The 16,845-nt window shown below is 66.2% G+C and carries 13 protein-coding genes; 10 read left to right on the top strand and 3 right to left on the bottom strand.

The annotated features are described in order from the left end of the window. The first annotated feature begins 104 nt into the window (after window positions 1-104). On the top strand, window positions 105-899 hold the full coding sequence (locus RCH14_RS01810; RefSeq protein WP_343024447.1) for a fatty acid desaturase: 795 nt from the start codon (window positions 105-107) through the stop codon (window positions 897-899). On the opposite strand, the gene RCH14_RS01805 is transcribed toward RCH14_RS01810, so the two are convergent. The 3 genes from RCH14_RS01805 to RCH14_RS01795 form a co-directional block, all read right to left on the bottom strand. Beyond that, window positions 835-2,406, bottom strand: coding sequence for a PepSY domain-containing protein (locus RCH14_RS01805; protein ID WP_343024446.1), 1,572 nt, complete (start codon window positions 2,404-2,406; stop codon window positions 835-837). The genes RCH14_RS01810 and RCH14_RS01805 overlap by 65 nt on opposite strands. Before the next feature lie 13 nt (window positions 2,407-2,419). Continuing rightward, on the bottom strand, window positions 2,420-4,561 hold the full coding sequence (locus tag RCH14_RS01800; RefSeq protein ID WP_343024445.1) for a TonB-dependent receptor: 2,142 nt from the start codon (window positions 4,559-4,561) through the stop codon (window positions 2,420-2,422). Window positions 4,562-4,659: 98 nt separating this feature from the next. Next, window positions 4,660-5,061 carry a DUF2946 domain-containing protein gene (locus RCH14_RS01795; RefSeq protein ID WP_343025029.1) on the bottom strand — a complete coding sequence of 134 codons (402 nt, stop codon included), beginning with the start codon at window positions 5,059-5,061 and terminating at the stop codon, window positions 4,660-4,662. A 134-nt stretch (window positions 5,062-5,195) separates the two neighbouring features. Between RCH14_RS01795 and waaF the strand changes: the two genes are divergently transcribed. From waaF to kdpE, 9 genes are all read left to right on the top strand, one after another. Then, a complete protein-coding gene (gene waaF / locus RCH14_RS01790; RefSeq protein ID WP_343024444.1) occupies window positions 5,196-6,218 on the top strand; it encodes a lipopolysaccharide heptosyltransferase II in 1,023 nt (340 codons plus the stop codon). Window positions 6,219-6,252: 34 nt separating this feature from the next. After that, a complete protein-coding gene (rfaD, locus tag RCH14_RS01785) occupies window positions 6,253-7,263 on the top strand; it encodes an ADP-glyceromanno-heptose 6-epimerase (protein ID WP_343025028.1) in 1,011 nt (336 codons plus the stop codon). A 152-nt stretch (window positions 7,264-7,415) separates the two neighbouring features. Beyond that, complete coding sequence (locus tag RCH14_RS01780) at window positions 7,416-8,216, top strand: TorF family putative porin (protein WP_343024443.1); 801 nt, start codon at window positions 7,416-7,418, stop codon at window positions 8,214-8,216. A 131-nt stretch (window positions 8,217-8,347) separates the two neighbouring features. Then, a complete protein-coding gene (locus RCH14_RS01775; RefSeq protein ID WP_332530337.1) occupies window positions 8,348-8,437 on the top strand; it encodes a potassium-transporting ATPase subunit F in 90 nt (29 codons plus the stop codon). Beyond that, complete coding sequence (gene kdpA / locus RCH14_RS01770; RefSeq protein ID WP_407070037.1) at window positions 8,437-10,236, top strand: potassium-transporting ATPase subunit KdpA; 1,800 nt, start codon at window positions 8,437-8,439, stop codon at window positions 10,234-10,236. Before RCH14_RS01775 ends, kdpA begins: the two co-directional genes overlap by 1 nt. A gap of 2 nt (window positions 10,237-10,238) precedes the next feature. Next, on the top strand, window positions 10,239-12,350 hold the full coding sequence (kdpB, locus tag RCH14_RS01765; RefSeq protein ID WP_343024442.1) for a potassium-transporting ATPase subunit KdpB: 2,112 nt from the start codon (window positions 10,239-10,241) through the stop codon (window positions 12,348-12,350). Between the two features lie 8 nt (window positions 12,351-12,358). Then, window positions 12,359-12,976, top strand: a complete 618-nt coding sequence (kdpC, locus tag RCH14_RS01760) for a potassium-transporting ATPase subunit KdpC (RefSeq protein ID WP_343024441.1) — start codon at window positions 12,359-12,361, stop codon at window positions 12,974-12,976. Between the two features lie 3 nt (window positions 12,977-12,979). Beyond that, window positions 12,980-15,700: a DUF4118 domain-containing protein gene (locus RCH14_RS01755; protein ID WP_343024440.1), complete on the top strand. Its 2,721-nt coding sequence runs from the start codon at window positions 12,980-12,982 to the stop codon at window positions 15,698-15,700. After that, window positions 15,693-16,385, top strand: a complete 693-nt coding sequence (kdpE, locus tag RCH14_RS01750) for a two-component system response regulator KdpE (RefSeq protein ID WP_343024439.1) — start codon at window positions 15,693-15,695, stop codon at window positions 16,383-16,385. Before RCH14_RS01755 ends, kdpE begins: the two co-directional genes overlap by 8 nt. Window positions 16,386-16,845 lie beyond the last annotated feature (460 nt).

Here is a 16,845-nt window from a genome sequence, read left to right as displayed (position 1 = left end):
TACCGCTCTGCTCAACCATTAGAAACCAGTAGTCGCACGTTACTCTTGCTGCATCGTCAGGACGTCATTACGTCCACAGACCGTGTACAACAGGGAGAAACAACGTGTTCGAAGGATTCATCCAGCTCACCGCAACGGGCCTCGCGCTCACCATGGCCGCGTCGTACATCATGACCGTGTTTGCCAGCGAACTGTATCTGCACCGCTCGCGCAGCCACCGCGCGATCACGTTTCACCCGCTGCTGTGCCAGCTGTTTCGCCTGTGGATCTGGCTGACGACCTACGGCGTGACCGCCAAGGCCTGGGTGGCGGTGCACCGCAAGCACCACGCCAAGTGCGACACGGTCGACGACCCGCACAGCCCGCACATCCACGGCCTGTGGACCATCCTGACCAAGGGCACGCTGCTGTACCGGAAGGCGGCGCGCAACGCTGACCTGATCAAGGCCTACGGCGTGGGCATCAAGGAAGACTGGATGGACGCGCACCTGTACACGAAGCACCGCTTCCGTGGCGCGTTCCTGTTCCTGGCGCTCGAGATGCTGGCGTTCGGCGTGACGAACGGCTTTCTGATCTGGCTGTTCCAGTTTTCGATCCTGCCATTCTGGGCCTCGGGCTTCATCAACGGGATCTTCCACGTGGTGGGCTACCGTAACTTCCAGACCAAGGAAGGGTCACGCAACTTCTTCCCGATCGGGATCATCTTCGGCGGCGCCGAACTGCACAACAACCACCACGCCAACCCGGCCTCGGCCAAGCTGTCGATGAAGTGGTGGGAGTTCGATGCGGGCTGGCTCGTCATCCGCGTGCTGTCGTTCGTGCGCCTGGTGACCATCAACCACGTCGACCGGCTGCCGGCACCGGATGCTGCGCAGGCGCGGCGGCCCGCGGCGGGTTGACGCCCGCAGTGCGCAGCTTTTTGCCAAGCCGGCGCCACCCGATCACCACGCCCGTCACGCTGAGCAGCAACCCACCGAGGCTCAGCACGACGAGCACGATGTCCCATAGCGGACGCCGCTCGAGCAGCGGCAGCCAGTCCCACGAATGCAGCATCGCGAACAGCCAGCGGCTGGTGCGCTTGCCGCTGTCGATGTGACCCAGCACCGCCCCCGTATGCGGGTCGAGATGCACCCAGGTCGCATGCGCATCGGCGAACACGAGGCGCAGTATCGGTAGCGGCCTGGCCGCGCCGCCCATCATCGTGTGTGCATCGCGCGCGTAGTAATACAGGTCGTACGTGCCCAGTTGCTCCACCCGCGCGACGGGTGCGTCGACCAGGCGCGCGGCCGCAGCCCGCAGCCCCGCCGCATCGAGCGTCACCGGGCGCGCGGCGTGGCTGTCCAGCACCTGCGGCGCGCCGCCCGCGCTGTAGGCCAGCACGCGGTTCTGGCCCAGCACGCGCACCCAGCGCAGCTCGCGCATGGCGCCGCTGCTGGCGGCCAGCAGCGCTGGCGGCGCGGCGTCCTGGCCCGTCAGCGTCAAGGGCCCGCCCTGCAATGCCTCCATGCGCAGCTTCGGCGCGCCGGTATCGAAAATGCGCCACGGGTTCATCGACATCAAGCCGCTGAAGATCCACGCGATCGTCACCAGCGCGAACAGCAGGCCCGTTACGTGGTGCCAGCGCATCATCGCGCCCGGGTACGGCGTGCGCGCGCCGCTGCGGTACGGCGCGCGAAAGCGCCAGCGCAGGATGCCGGCCACGGTGCCCGACAGCGCAGCAGCGATGCCGGCAATCGCCAGGTAATTGACGATACTGGTCCAGTAAGGCTGGAACACATTGCCGCGAAACGGATACAGCCAGTGGATCCAGGCGCCGGCATAATTCCACAGTTGTTCGCTGCGCGTTGCGTCGCGCACGACTTCGCCGCTCTTGCCGGACACGTACAAGAGCGTGCGATCGGCGTCAATCACCTCGACCCGGTGCAGCGGCCGCTGCGCATCGAGTCCGCGCGAATGGGTAAACGCGTCTTCATCGATGACGTCCTGGTAATGCACGGTCACGCCGGGGCCGGCCCAGGCGGCAGCGCTGGCCAGTGCCTGGGCCGCATTCGCCGATGCCAGACGCGCACCGCTGATGGCGTCGATGACGATGGCACCGCTCTTCGCACCGGCCACGGGCACCGGCGTGACGACATACACGGCGCGCCCGCCACGCGATGCGGCCAGGCGCAACCCGTCCAGCGGCCCTGTGACGCCGGTCCTGGCCAGCGCCACGGCCGGCGCCAGCAGCGGCGCTTTTTGCGACAGCGCCGGCAGATGCGCCAGGCGTTCGGCGTCGGTCAGTTTCGGGTAGCCGACGTACATCATCACGATGCCCGATGCGAACCACATCGCAAACAGCACGCAGCCACCGATGCCCAGCCAGCGGTGGGTCAGGAACAGCCAGCGCTTGAGTTGTGCCTTCATGCCGGACTCCCCGTCAGAACGCCACGCGCAGCGACACGTCCGCCGTGCGCGCCGCGCCCAGGTACGCCATCGTGCTGTTCACGTTGGCGGCGTAGATCCGGTCGGTCAGATTGCGCACGCGCCCGACCAGCGTGACGTCGCGGGTCACCTGATACGACAGGCCCAGGTCGACGAACGTATAGGCCGGCCAGTACAGCGTGTTGGCCGCATCCGCATACACCTTGCCGACCCGGCGCACGCCGACGTTCGTCTGCAGCGCCGGCGTGATGGCATACGACAGCCACAGGTTGGCCACGGTTGATGGCGTGTTGACCGGCGTCTTCCCGGCCAGCGACACGTTGCCCTGGCGGTAGTTCTGGTATTGCGCATCCACGTAGGTGACGTTGCCTTGCAGGCCAAGGCGGCGCGTCGGCTGCAGGCCGACGGCCAGTTCGACGCCTTGTGACGTCTGCTTGCCCACGAGCAGGGTCAGGGCGCTGTTGTCCGGGTCCTGCGTCGCGATGTTCTTGCGCGTGATGTGGTACGCGGCCAGCGTTGCCGTGCCCTTGCCGTCCCAGAATCCCAGCTTGCTGCCCACTTCAAACTGGCGCCCGGTGGTCAGTTCGCTGTTGTTGCGCACGTCCGCGAACGAGGCGGTCGACAGCACGCCGGACGGTGGATCGGCCGCCGTCGCAGTTTGCGCATACAGGTTCATGGCGGGCGTGACGTCCCACACCAGGCCCAGGCGGCCCGTCGTCGGCGTGTAGCTGCGTGCGAAGCTGGCCGGGCTGGCGCTCGTCACCTCGCGGCGGTTGGTCAGATCGAGTTCGATGCGCTCGTGGCGCAGCGCGCTGACCAGGTTCAGGTTGGGCACCAGCGCCGTGCGGTTCTCGACATACAGCGCGGTCGTCGTGACCTTGTTGTCGCGGTCCGGCCGGAAGCCCGGGCTCATGCCCGGCACCGCGAAGAAACGTTCGGTGACGAAGTCGTACGGGTCGACCGTGCTGACTGTGGCGGGCAGGCTGTTCGGGAACCGCGTCTGTTTGTTGACGCTGACGTCCAGGCCAAAAGCCCAGTCGCTGCGGCGCGCGCCGATGCGGCTCTGGTACACGCCGTCGAGGCGATCGCCGACCATGCGTTGGTCGTGGCGCTGGAGCAGGGCCCCCGAGCGGATCACGGCCGTGTTGGGCGGGTTGAAGCGGTAGGTTTCGACGTTGCGATAGTCGCGCAGCGCATCGTAGACGTACAGCGTGTTCGTGACCTGCAGCGCGTCGCCGACCTGCCACTTGCCGATCGAGCGCAGCCAGTGCACGCGCTGGTCGTAGACGCCATCGGCGCTGTTGTAGTTCTTGAAGCGCGTGGGCTCGAGAATGCGCGCCTGGCCGGCGATCGGGTTGGCCAGCGGCGTGCCCCAGTACGGCCGGTCCACGTCTTCCTGCTGGAATTCGTAGGCCAGCGTGTGCGTCACGCCGCGCCCGAACTGCGACAGCAGGGACGCCGACAGCTGGGTCGAGCGGCTCTCGACCCCGTCGATCGGGCTGCCGGTGTCGCGGTGGTTGATGTCGATGCGCGCGTAGTGGCCATCTTGCAGCTGGCGATTCAGGCCGACCGACGCTTCTTTCAACCCATGCGCGCCAAGCCGCACCTGGGCCTGTGAAAATTCGCGCGCCTCGGCCAGTTTGGTGATGTAGTTGATCGAGCCGCCGACGGCGCCCGAGCCGAACAGGAAGCTCGACGGCCCGCCGATGGCTTCCACCCGGTCGATGATCCAGCTGTCGACGGGGCGCGCGGCAATCGCGTACTGGACGTTGATGCCGTTGAACAGCTGGCTGATCGAGCCGCTGCCGAAGCCCCGGTAGCTCACGCCGATATTGCCCGGCGCATTGTGGGCGGTCACGCCGGGGATGGCGCGCAGGATTTCCTGCGTGTCCTGGGCGCCGCGCACGTCGATCAGTGCGCGGTCGACAACAGTGACCGTGGCCGGGGTTTCGCGCGAGGTCAATCCCAGGCGGCTGGCGGTATCGAGCGGCGTGTCGAGGTCGAGCAGGCTGCCGGCGCGCGGTGCGTTAGCCGTGATTTCGACGGTGGGGATGGTCTGGGCGTGTGCCTGGATGATAAACGTACAGCCCAGGGCGAGCGCGATCGTGCGCGGCCGGGCGTGAAGACATAAGGTCATTGCGTTTCCTGTGCGCGCGACGGGCAACAACACCGCGTCACGCATGGTCCGCCGGCGATGCACGCACGTGCGCCGCCGGAATTAAAAGTGGGGACGGATCAGGAGAACGACGAAGGCGGCCCGCGCGATTGCGCAGCTGTCCAGGCAAATTGCGGGCGTGGCGCCTGATAAAACAGGGGTGGGTAGGGATCGCGCTCGAGGCTTGCCACCAGCAGCGCGCCGGCGTAGGGCGGCGGCGCGATGACGGCGTGCTGGTGCGAGCAGCACAAATCACAGTGCGACATGTCCGGCACCGGCGGCGCCGTCGTCTGGCTCGCTGCATCCACGACCAGTACGTGGCGGGTGCCGCTGGCGCTGCAAATCTCGGCCAGGTAGGTGTTGGCCGGCTGCCCGTTGGCCAGGGCCATGGCATGCGACAGCACGGGCGTGAACAGGCCAAACAGGAACGCCACGAGGACGGTCCAGCCATACAGCGCGCGGGTTGTGCGTAGCCTGTGCATCGGCAAATTATAGTCCTGGGAGCGCGCCCGAGGCGACGCTTGGTCAATTTGTCCATCTGGCCGGGCGGCGCGACACATTGCGCACGATTGTTATAATCGCGGCCTGTGCCTCTCGCCCAAGATTGATGAACACCATGCCGCGCACCCTTGTCATTTCCCCCAACTGGATCGGCGACGCCGTCATGGCCCAGCCCTTGCTGCGCCGGCTCCGGGAGCGCCATCCCGAGCGGCCGATTGATGTCGTGGCGCCCACCTGGGTCGCCCCGGTCTGGCGCGCGATGCGCGAAGTCGACACGGTGCTCGAGTCGCCGTTCAAGCATGGCGCGCTGCAGTGGAAAGAGCGCAAGGCGTTCGCAAAGATGCTCGGCGCGCGCGGCTACGCCGACTCGTACGTCTTGCCCAACACGCTCAAGTTCGCGCTGATCCCCTGGCTGGCCGGCATCCCGCGCCGCGTGGGCTACAAGGGCGAGATGCGCTATGGCCTGGTCAATGTCATGCACCACGACGACAAGGCCGCGCCGCGCCCCATGGCCCAGTTCTACCAGGCGCTGGCCGACGCGCCGGTGCGCGACCTGGCGCGGCCCGAGCGCCTGCCTGAACCCGTGATGGCGGTGGCGCCCGAGGAAGCACAGGCCGCGCTCGCGCGCCTGCAACTGCCGGGCGGTGCACACGTCGTGTTTGCGCCGGGCGCCGAATTCGGCCCGGCCAAACGCTGGCCATCCACGTACTTTGCCGAGCTGGCGCAGACGATCCTGGCCCATCGCCCGGACGTGCAGATCCTGCTGCTAGGCTCACCGAAAGACCGCGCGGTCTGCGACGAGATCACCGCCATCGCGCCACAGGCGCACAATCTGGCCGGTTCGACCTCGCTGGCAGAAGCCATTGCGCTGATCTCGCGCGCCGCTGCCGTGGTCACGAACGATTCGGGCCTGATGCACATCGGCGCGGCGCTGGGGCGGCCCGTGGTCGCCATCTATGGCCCGACCGATCCGCGCCACACGCCGCCGCTGTCGCAACTGGCGCAGATCCTGTGGCTGCACATCGAATGCTCGCCCTGCCAGCAACGCGAATGCCCGCTGGGCCACCAACACTGCATGAAGCAGATCCTGCCCCAGGCTGTCTGGCAGCCCTTGCAATCCATGCTTGCCGCCGCGTGACGCGGGCAAGCCAAACGATTTAACAGAGGACCCCATCATGATTCTGGTTACCGGCGCCGCAGGTTTTATTGGCGCGAACCTCGTGCACGCTCTGTCAGCGCGCCAGCCGTTCAGCGTGTTCGCCGTCGACAATATGTCGCGGCCCGAAAAATTCCATAACATCGTCGACGCCGAGATCGCGGACTACGCCGACAAGGAAGACTTCCTGGTGCGCCTGAAGGCCGGTGAATTCGACAACAAGTTCACGGCCGTGCTGCATCAGGGCGCGTGCTCGAACACGATGGAGACCGATGGCCGCTACATGATGAAGAATAACTACGACTACACGGTCGCGTTGTTCGAATTCTGCCAGCGCCAGGACATCCCGTTCATCTACGCGTCGTCGGCCGCCGTGTATGGCGCCGGCACCGTGTTTCGTGAAGAGCGGCCACTCGAGCGGCCACTGAATGTGTATGGCTACTCCAAATTTTTGTTCGACCAGTACCTGCGCCGCTATTGGGCAAGCAAGGGCAAGGATGCGGGCAGCCAGGTCGTCGGCCTGCGCTACTTCAACGTCTACGGACCGCTCGAAGGGCACAAGGGCACGATGGCGTCGGTGCCGTTCCATCAGTACCACCAGTTCCTGAAGGACGGCAAGGTGCGGCTGTTCGGCGCCAACGACGGTTACGAAGCCGGCGCGCAGATGCGCGACTTCGTCTACATCGACGACGTCGTCAAGGTCAACCTGTTCTTCCTGGACCATCCAGAACAGCGCGGCATCTTCAACCTGGGTACCGGCCGCGCGCAGCCGTTCAACGACCTGGCGGTGGCCACGGCCAACGCATTGGCCAACGAAGGCAAGCCGGCCTTGACGCTGCACGAGATCGTCGAGCAGGGCCTGCTCGAGTACCTGCCGTTCCCGGACAAATTGAAGGGCAAGTACCAGAGCTTCACGCAGGCCGACATCTCGGCGCTGCGCGCGGCCGGCTACGACGAGCCATTTACCGACGCGGCCACCGGCGTGGCCAAATACATGGACTGGCTGCGCGCGCAGCCGCTGCGTTAAGGGCCACTGCTTTAAGGCCGACGTTTACATCACGTATACATCGGGGGCCGCGCTTTATACCCGGTTTTTACGCCTGAATCGCTAACCTGCTCGTGTTCCATGCCGCGCTATCGTGCGCTGCATGGGTTTCAACACAACCACGAGCAGACACCATGAACGCATCGATACAAGCGCGCCGCGCCGTCCTGGCAGCCGCCGCCATGCTGGCCATCAGCGGCGCCGCGCACGCCCAGACCACCGACAGCGTCGCGCTGGTCGAACCTTCCGCAGCGGCATCCCCCATCACCTTCAACGCCGCGATCACGTCGGATTACCGCTACCGCGGCATTTCGCAGACGCGCCTGCAGCCGGCGCTGCAGGGTGGTCTTGACTATGTTCATGCCACGGGTTGGTACGTCGGCGCCTGGGGCTCGACCGTCAAGTTCGCGAAGGACGCCGGGGGCGATGGCGACGTCGAGATCGACCTGTACGCCGGCAAGCGCGGCGAGCTCGCGGTCGGCCAGTCCTCGGGTCTGGCGTACGACGTCGGCGTGCTGCGCTACCTGTATCCCGACAATGGCCTGGGCCAGGTCGCCGGCTTCGTCAATGCCAACACCACCGAGGTGTATGCGCAACTGGGTTACGGCCCGGCCTATATCAAGTATTCGCACGCCACCACGAACCTGTTCGGCTTCGTCGACAGCGAGGGGAGCAGCTACCTCGACATCGGCGCCAGTCTCGATGCTGGCCATGGCGTCACGGTGCTGCTGCACGCGGGCCGCCAGCGTGTGGACAACAACCCGGCCGCCGATTACACCGACTGGAAGATCGGCGCCTCGCGCAGCTTCGCGCTGGCCACGGTCGCCGTCGCGTATGTCGGCACCAACGCCGACAAGAGCGCGTACGCCTCGCCAAGAAACGGCAAGTTCACCGGCCGCGACGCGCTGCAGCTGACCGTCAGCCGCACGTTCTAGACCGCACCACCAGAATAACAACCACGCTGAAAGCGAACGTCCATGGATCTTATCTATCTCGGCGCGCTCCTGGTGTTTGTCCGCCTGACTTGCCTCCTGGTGAGCGGTTGCGGACTCCTCGGAGGCAAGCAATGAATCTCTCCTACGTGATCGGCGGCCTGGCCGCCTGCGCGCTCCTGGTCTATCTCCTGATCGCCCTGTTCAAGCCGGAGGACATGTGATGCCCACCCATGAACTGATGACGCAGTTCCTGCCGCTGCTCGCGCTGTTTCTGGTCGTGCTGCTGGCGCTGGCCTGGCTGCTGGGCGCACTGCTGGCGCGCGTCGGCGCCGCCGACATCAAACCAGGTGCCGTGCCCGGCCTGGGCTGGGCCGGCGGCATCGAGCGCGCGATGTTCCGCGCTGCGGGCCCCTCTGCCAGCGCCGCCCAGGGCTGGAAAGCCTATGCGCTGGCGCTGATCGCCTTCAATGCGGTGGGCGTGGTCTTTGTCTACGGCTTGCAGCGCCTGCAGGGCTGGCTCCCGCTCAACCCTGAAGGCATGGCGGGCGTGAGCCCCGATTCGAGCTTCAACACTGCCGTCAGCTTCGTCGCCAACACCAACTGGCAAGGCTACAGCGGCGAGCAGACGATGAGCATCCTGACCCAGATGGTCGGCCTGGCCGGCCAGAACTTCTTTTCGGCCGCCACCGGCATCGCCGTCGCGTTCGCGCTGATCCGCGGCTTTGCTGCCCGTTCGGCCGGTGCGATCGGCAATTTCTGGGTCGACGTCACGCGCTCGACGCTGTACGTGCTGCTGCCGCTGTCCGTGATCCTGGCCGTGTTCCTGGTGGGGCAGGGCGTGGTGCAGAGCCTGGCGCCGCACGCCGAAGCGCAGGTGCTCGAGCCGGTCGCGTACACGCAGCCGTCCAGCGATGGCAAGGCGGCAGTCGAGACCCGCGCCGACACGCAGGTCATTCCCATGGGCCCGGTCGCTTCGCAGGAAGCCATCAAGATGCTGGGCACGAATGGCGGGGGCTACTTCAACGCCAACTCGGCGCACCCGTTTGAAAACCCGACCGCGCTATCGAACTTCGCGCAAATGATTGCCATCTTCCTGATCCCGGCCGCGCTGTGCTTCGCGTTCGGCCGTATGGTGGGCGACGTCCGCCAGGGCTGGGCCGTGCTGGGCACGATGACGCTGATCTTCGTGATCGCGGCCATCGGGGCCTTCTCCGCCGAGCAGCAAGCCAATCCGCTGCTTACGCCACTGGGCATCGACCAGGCGGCAAGCAGCCTGCAGTCGGGCGGCAATATGGAAGGCAAGGAGACCCGTTTCGGCATCGCCGGATCGAGCCTGTTCGCGGTGGTGACCACGGCTGCATCGTGCGGCGCAGTCAACGCCATGCACGATTCGTTCACGCCACTGGGCGGCATGGTGCCGATGGTGATGATGCAGTTCGGTGAAGTGATCTTCGGCGGCGTGGGCTCGGGCCTGTACGGCATGCTGGTGTTCGCGATCCTGACGGTGTTCATCGCCGGCCTGATGATCGGCCGCACGCCGGAATACCTGGGCAAGAAAATTGGCGCGTTCGAGATGAAGATGGTCGCCGTCGTCATCCTGGTCACGCCGTGCCTGGTCTTGCTGGGCACCGCGCTGGCCGTCACCACCGGTCTTGGCGCGGCCGGCGTGGCCAATCCGGGCGCGCACGGCTTCTCCGAAATCCTGTACGCGCTGACGTCTGCCGCCAACAACAACGGCAGCGCGTTTGCGGGCTTGTCGGCCAACACGCCGTTCTACAACACCTTGCTGGCCGTGGCCATGTGGTTCGGCCGCTTCGCCGTGATCGTGCCGGTGCTGGCGATTGCAGGGTCCCTGGCCAGCCGCCAGCGCCTGCCCACCACACCCGGCACCTTGCCCACCCACGGCCTGATGTTCGTCGCCATGCTGGCCGCGATCGTCGTGCTGGTCGGTGTCCTCAATTACGTCCCGGCGCTGGCGCTCGGTCCCGTGGTCGAACACCTGCAATTGTTCGGAGAATGAGAATGGATCAATCGATTACCAACGCAACTGAAGCAACCCCGGTCCAGGCGCCGCGCAAGTCGCTGAACCTGTTCGACGGCGCGCTGGTGTGGCCGGCGATGCTCGACGCATGCAAGAAGCTGCATCCACGCACGCAACTGCGCAGCCCCGTGATGTTCGTCGTCTACATCGGCAGCATCATCACGACGCTGCTGTGGTTCCAGGCGCTGGCCGGCCACGGCGAAACGAGCGCCGGCTTCATCCTGGCCACCGCCGTCTGGCTGTGGTTTACAGTGCTGTTCGCGAACTTCGCGGAAGCGCTGGCCGAAGGCCGCAGCAAGGCGCAGGCAGCGTCGCTGCGCAACCTGCGTCAGACCGTGACGGCCAAGAAGCTCGAAGCGCCAAAGCATGGCGAGCCATGGCAGGCCTGCCCGTCGGGCGATCTGCGCAAGGGCATGTTCTTCCTGGCCGAAGCGGGGGACGTGATTCCCGTGGACGGTGAAGTGGTCGATGGCGTGGCCTCGGTCGACGAAAGCGCCATCACCGGCGAATCGGCGCCCGTGATCCGCGAATCGGGCGGCGACTTCGGCTCGGTCACCGGCGGCACCCGCGTGCTGTCGGACTGGCTGGTGGTGCAAGTGAGTGCCAATCCCGGCGAGACGTTCCTGGACCGGATGATCGGCATGGTCGAAGGCGCCTCGCGCAAGAAGACCCCGAACGAGATCGCGCTGACCATCCTGCTCGTCGCGCTGACGATCGTGTTTCTGGTGGTGACGGTGACGCTGCTGCCATTCTCGCTGTTTGCAGTGCAGGCATCCGGCAGCGGCGCGCCGGTGACGCTCACCGCGCTGGTGGCGCTGCTGGTGTGCCTGATCCCGACCACGATCGGCGGCCTGCTGTCGGCCATCGGCGTGGCCGGCATGAGCCGCATGTTGCAGGCCAATGTGATTGCGACGTCGGGTCGCGCGGTAGAGGCGGCCGGCGACGTCGACGTGCTCCTGCTCGACAAGACCGGCACCATCACGTTCGGTAACCGTCAGGCCGCTGCCTTCCTGCCGGCGCCCGGCGTGACCGAAGAAGAACTGGCCGATGTAGCGCAACTGGCCTCGCTGGCCGACGAGACGCCGGAAGGCCGCAGCATCGTGGTGCTGGCCAAGAACCGCTTCAATCTGCGCGAGCGGGCGATGGAGTCGCTCGGCGCGGTGTTCGTGCCGTTCACGGCGCAGACGCGCATGAGTGGCGTGGACCTGGGTGAGCGGCAGTTGCGCAAGGGCGCCGCCTCGGCGCTGCGGCGTCATATGGAATCGCTCGGCGCGGCCTGGCCGGGCGACGTGGAGCGCAGCGTCGATGAAGCGTCGCGCCGTGGCAGCACGCCGCTGGTGGTGGCCGATGGCAGCCGCGTGATGGGTGTGGTCGAACTCAAGGACGTCGTCAAGGGCGGCATCCGCGAACGCTTCGCCGAACTGCGCCGCATGGGCGTCAAGACGGTGATGGTCACGGGCGACAACAAGCTCACGGCGGCGGCGATTGCGGCCGAAGCCGGGGTCGATGACTTCATTGCCGAAGCCACGCCGGAAGAAAAGCTCGCGCTGATCCGCACCTATCAGAGCGAAGGCAAGCTGGTGGCAATGACGGGCGACGGCACCAATGACGCGCCGGCGCTGGCCCAGGCCGACGTCGCGGTGGCCATGAACTCGGGCACGCAGGCGGCCAAGGAGGCCGGCAATATGGTCGACCTGGATTCGAATCCGACCAAGCTGCTCGAGATCGTCGAAATCGGCAAGCAGATGCTGATGACGCGCGGCGCGCTCACCACGTTCTCGATCTCGAACGACATCGCCAAGTACTTCGCTATCGTGCCGGCCATGTTCGTCGCCACCTATCCCGAGCTGAAGGCGCTGGACGTGATGGGGTTGACCAGCCCATCGTCGGCCATCATGTCGGCGGTGATCTTCAATGCCCTGATCATCGTGGTCCTGATCCCGCTGGCGCTGCGCGGCGTGCGCTATCGCGCCATCGGCGCGGCTGCGCTGCTGCGCCGGAACATGCTGATTTATGGCCTTGGCGGTCTGCTGCTGCCGTTCGCCGGTATCAAGCTGATCGACATGGCGCTCACTGCGCTCAATTTGACCTAGGAGTTTTCATGCAATCGATTCTTCGCCCCGCACTCGTGCTGTTCGCGGTGCTCACCTTGATTTGCGGCGTGCTCTATCCGCTGGCCGTAACCGGGATCGCCCAGGCGGCGTTTCCCGTGCAGGCCAACGGCAGCCTGATCGAACGGGATGGCAAGACCGTTGGTTCGGCGCTGATCGGCCAGTCGTTCAGTACGCCGGGCTACTTCTGGGGCCGTCCATCGGCCACCGGCCCGATGGCCAATAACGGCGGCGGCTCGGGCGGCTCGAACCAGGGCCCGCTCAATCCGGCCCTGCAGGAAGCGGTCAAGGGCCGCGTCGTTGCGCTGCGCGCACTCGATCCTTCCAACACGGCGCCGGTGCCGGTCGACCTGGTGACGGCGTCGGCCAGCGGTCTGGATCCCGAAATCAGCGTGGCGGGCGCGCAGTATCAGGCGGCGCGCGTGGCGCGTGCGCGCGCCATGCCGGTCGAACGGGTCGGCGCGCTGATCGAACGGCACACCGAGCTGCCCCTGCCGGGCCTGCCAGGCGCGCCGCGCGTGAACGTGCTGGCGCTGAACCTGGCGCTGGACCAGGCGGCCGGCGTGGCCAGCGTGGCCAGCAGCCGCGAAAGCGGGCATACTCGCTAGACCATGCCGCACGACCACCAGCGACCCGACCCTGACGCACTGCTTGCGCAACTGCGCGAGCAGGACCGGCGCGCCGCGCGCGGCCGCCTGCGCATCTATTTTGGCGCCTCGGCGGGCGTGGGCAAGACCTACGCCATGCTGCAAGAGGCGCGCAAGCTGCAGCGCGATGGCGCCGCGCCGCTGGTGGGCGTGATCGAAACCCACGGACGCACAGAGACAGCGCGCCTGCTCGACGGGCTCGACCTGCTGCCGCGGCGGCGCATTGATTATCGCGGCAAGACGCTCGACGAATTCGACCTCGATGCCGCGCTGGCGCGTGCGCCCGGCGTCATCCTGGTCGACGAACTGGCGCATTCGAATGCGCCCGGTTCGCGCCATCCCAAGCGCTGGCAGGACGTCGAAGAACTGCTGGCGGCAGGCATCGACGTGCTCACCACCATCAACGTGCAGCACCTGGAAAGCCTGAACGACGTGGTGGGCGGCATCGCCGGCATCCGCGTGGCCGAGACGGTGCCAGATCGCGTGTTCGACAGCGCCGATGAAATCGTGATGGTCGACCTGACGGCCGACGCGCTGCTGGCGCGGCTGAAAGAGGGCAAGGTGTATCAACCGCAGCAGGCCGAGCGCGCCGCCGGTAATTTCTTCAAGAAGGGCAACCTGATCGCGCTGCGCGAACTGGCGCTGCGCCGCACGGCCGACCGCGTCGAAGGCGACGTGCGCGCCTGGCGCGAAGCGCAATCGATCGACGCGATCTGGAAGACCGGCGCCGGCCTGCTGGTGTGTCTCGGGCCGGGGAGCCACGCCGAACACGTCGTGCGCAGCAGTGCGCGCATGGCGTCGCAACTGGGTACCGGCTGGCATGCGGTGTATGTGGAGACGGCCCGCCTGGGCAAGCTGCCCGAGGCCGCGCGGGCGCGCATCATGAACACGCTCAAGCTCGCGCACAGCCTGGGCGCGACCACGGCCGTGCTGTCGGGCGAAGACATCGCGGCCAGCACGCTCGATTATGCGCGTGACCATAACCTGTCGCGCATCGCGCTGGGCCGGGATGGCTCGCGCTGGCCGTGGCGCCGGCGCACGGCGCGCCGGCTTGCGCGGCTTGCGCCGGGCATGGACCTGATCGAGATCGGACAGCCGGCCGTGCCACCGGCTGCAGTCAACAGCACTACGGCGGCGGCTGCGGCAGCGCCGCCGCATCAGCCCTTGCTGCCGCATGCGTGGGCTGCCGGCGCGAGTCTGCTCACGGCGCTGGTGGCCACGCCGCTGCGGCCGTGGCTCGATCTGGCCAATATCGTCATGCTGTTCTTGCTGGTGGTGCTGCTCGTGGCCATGCGCTTCGGGCGCGCGCCATCGGTCACTGCCACCTGCGTCGGCGTGGCCAGCTTCGATTTCTTCTTCGTGCCGCCGCGTTTCGATTTCGCGGTGAGCGACGTGCAGTACCTGATCACGTTTGCCGTGATGCTGGCCGTGGGCCTGATCACCGGGCACCTGACGGCCGGCCTGCGTTTCCAGGCGCGCGTGGCGGCGCAGCGCGAGCGGCGCGTGCGCGCGCTGTATGAATTTGCGCGCGAGTTGTCGGGCGCGCTGGCGGCGTCGCAGGTGTTCGAGTCCAGCCGCGCCGTGATCCAGAATGCGTTCGGTGCGCGCGCCACATTGCTGGTGCCCGCTGCCGACGAGCGGCTCGGCATGCCGCCGGCGGACGATGGCAGCGCGCCCGGCACGGCGCCCGGCAACGTCGACCTGGGCATCGCACAGTGGGCATACGACCATGCGCAACCGGCGGGGCTGGGCACGGACACGCTGCCGGCGTGCCCGTTGTTCTATCTGCCGCTGGTGGCGCCGATGCGCACGCGCGGCGTGCTGGCGATCGAGCCGGAAGGCGGGCGCTGGGTCCTGATCCCCGAGCAGCGCCGCCAGCTCGACGCGTTGGCGGCGCTGGCTGCGATCGCGCTCGAGCGCGTGCACTATGTCGAGGTGGCGCAAGCGGCGCTGGTGAACATGGAATCGGAGCGCCTGCGCAATTCGCTGCTGGCGGCGTTGTCGCACGACCTGCGCACGCCGCTGACAGCGCTGGTCGGCTTGTCCGAGTCGCTGCTGCGGGGCGAGCCGGCACTGCCGGATAAATCGCTGGCGCTGGCCCAGGCGCTGCACGACGAAGCGATGCGCATGGGGACCCTGGTGGCGAACCTGCTGGACATGGCGCGCATCGAAAGCGGCGAAGTGCGCTTCAACCTGGAATGGCAGGCGCTCGAAGAAGTCATCGGCAGCGCACTGCGCGCCTGTAGCGCTGCGCTGCGCCAGCACACGGTGACGGTGCGCCTGCCACCCGGCATGCCGCTGGTGCGGTTCGACGCCGTACTGATAGAACGCGTGCTGTGCAACCTCGTTGAAAATGCCGCAAAATACACGCCGGCCGGCTCGCGCATCGAGATCGCAGCGCTGGCGCGCGGGGACTGGGTCGACGTCACGGTGAGCGACAATGGTCCGGGCCTGCGCGCCGGCAGCGAAGAAGCGATCTTCGAGAAATTCACCCGCGGCGAGCGCGAATCGGCGCTGCCCGGCGTGGGCCTGGGCCTGGCGATCTGCCGCGCGATCGTCGGCGCGCATGGCGGCGCGATCCGCGCCTGCGCATCAACCCTGGGCGGCGCCGGCTTCGTGTTCTCGCTGCCAGCCGGCAGCCCCCCCGAACTGGACTTGCTGTCGATGGAGACGAACGATGCTTGATGCCCCTTGCGCACTGCTGGTCGAGGATGAGCCGCAGATCCGCCGCTTCGTGCGCGCCGCGCTCGAACAGGAAGGCTGGCAGGTGCACGAGTCGGTGAGCATGGCGCGCGGCCTGATCGACGCCGGTACGCGCCGCCCCGACCTGATCGTGCTCGACCTCGGCCTGCCGGACGGCGACGGCATCGACTTCATCCACGATGTGCGCAAGTGGTCGGTGGTGCCGATCATTGTGCTGTCGGCGCGCGTGGCCGAGGGCGAGAAAATCCGTGCGCTCGACGCCGGCGCCGACGACTACCTGACGAAACCCTTCGGCACCGGCGAACTGCTCGCACGCGTGCGCGCCACGCTGCGCCGCCAGCGCCAACCCGCCGCCGGCGGCGACAACAAGACCCACTTCAGCGACGTCTCGGTGGACCTGCAGGAACGTTCGGTCACGAGAAACGGCGAACACGTCCACCTCACCCCCACCGAATACCGCTTGCTCGCCGTCCTGGTCAGCAACGCCGGCCGCGTGATGACCACCCCGCAGCTGCTGCGCGCCGTGTGGGGCCCCGGCCACGCAGAAAGCGGCCACTACCTGCGCATCTACATGGGCCACCTGCGCCACAAACTCGAACCCGACCCCGCCCAACCCCGCCACCTCCTCACCGAAACCGGCGTCGGCTACCGCCTCTGGCTCGGCTAATAAATCCCCAAACCAATGTTAAATAAATTAGGGTCAGAGTAGAATTAAAAAGCAATTTTCGAAGTTGTCAGTTAATTCGACTCTGACCCTAATTATTTTGCAAGACTTTCTAAATATATAAATTAGGGTCAGAGTCGAATTGTTTGACAACATTCGGTAATTGCCCAATAAATCTACTCTGACCCCGGGTGAATCTGTCTTTTTCAGTCATGATTTTCTTGCATTGCTGAACTCTATGGCAATAAGAAAGATCCACGAATCTTTTAAAGGCGCAGTGTCATCGATTCAGTGGAAAAAGGAATAAAATCATCGAAAAATGGCGATCAATTGCTCAATAATTTGACTCTGACCCTAATTAATTTGCAAGAGTTTCCGCAAGAATAAATTAGGGTCGGAGTCGAATTGTTTGACAACTTTGGGTAATTGCCCAACAAATCTACACTGACCCTAGTTGTTGGGG

This window comes from Massilia sp. MP_M2 (assembly GCF_039123635.1).
Lineage (GTDB): Bacteria > Pseudomonadota > Gammaproteobacteria > Burkholderiales > Burkholderiaceae_D > Telluria.
Note: the sequence above shows the minus strand (reverse complement) of the source record. Positions and strands in the feature narration are given on the sequence as shown.

Coding starts and splice junctions, on each gene's coding strand:
- RCH14_RS01805 (WP_343024446.1), bottom strand. CDS start 2,406: ATGAAGGCACAACTCAAGCGCTGGCTGTTCCTGACCCACCGCTGGCTG.
- RCH14_RS01800 (WP_343024445.1), bottom strand. CDS start 4,561: ATGACCTTATGTCTTCACGCCCGGCCGCGCACGATCGCGCTCGCCCTG.
- RCH14_RS01795 (WP_343025029.1), bottom strand. CDS start 5,061: ATGCACAGGCTACGCACAACCCGCGCGCTGTATGGCTGGACCGTCCTC.
- waaF (WP_343024444.1), top strand. CDS start 5,196: ATGCCGCGCACCCTTGTCATTTCCCCCAACTGGATCGGCGACGCCGTC.
- RCH14_RS01780 (WP_343024443.1), top strand. CDS start 7,416: ATGAACGCATCGATACAAGCGCGCCGCGCCGTCCTGGCAGCCGCCGCC.
- RCH14_RS01775 (WP_332530337.1), top strand. CDS start 8,348: ATGAATCTCTCCTACGTGATCGGCGGCCTGGCCGCCTGCGCGCTCCTG.
- kdpA (WP_407070037.1), top strand. CDS start 8,437: ATGCCCACCCATGAACTGATGACGCAGTTCCTGCCGCTGCTCGCGCTG.
- kdpB (WP_343024442.1), top strand. CDS start 10,239: ATGGATCAATCGATTACCAACGCAACTGAAGCAACCCCGGTCCAGGCG.
- kdpC (WP_343024441.1), top strand. CDS start 12,359: ATGCAATCGATTCTTCGCCCCGCACTCGTGCTGTTCGCGGTGCTCACC.
- RCH14_RS01755 (WP_343024440.1), top strand. CDS start 12,980: ATGCCGCACGACCACCAGCGACCCGACCCTGACGCACTGCTTGCGCAA.
- kdpE (WP_343024439.1), top strand. CDS start 15,693: ATGCTTGATGCCCCTTGCGCACTGCTGGTCGAGGATGAGCCGCAGATC.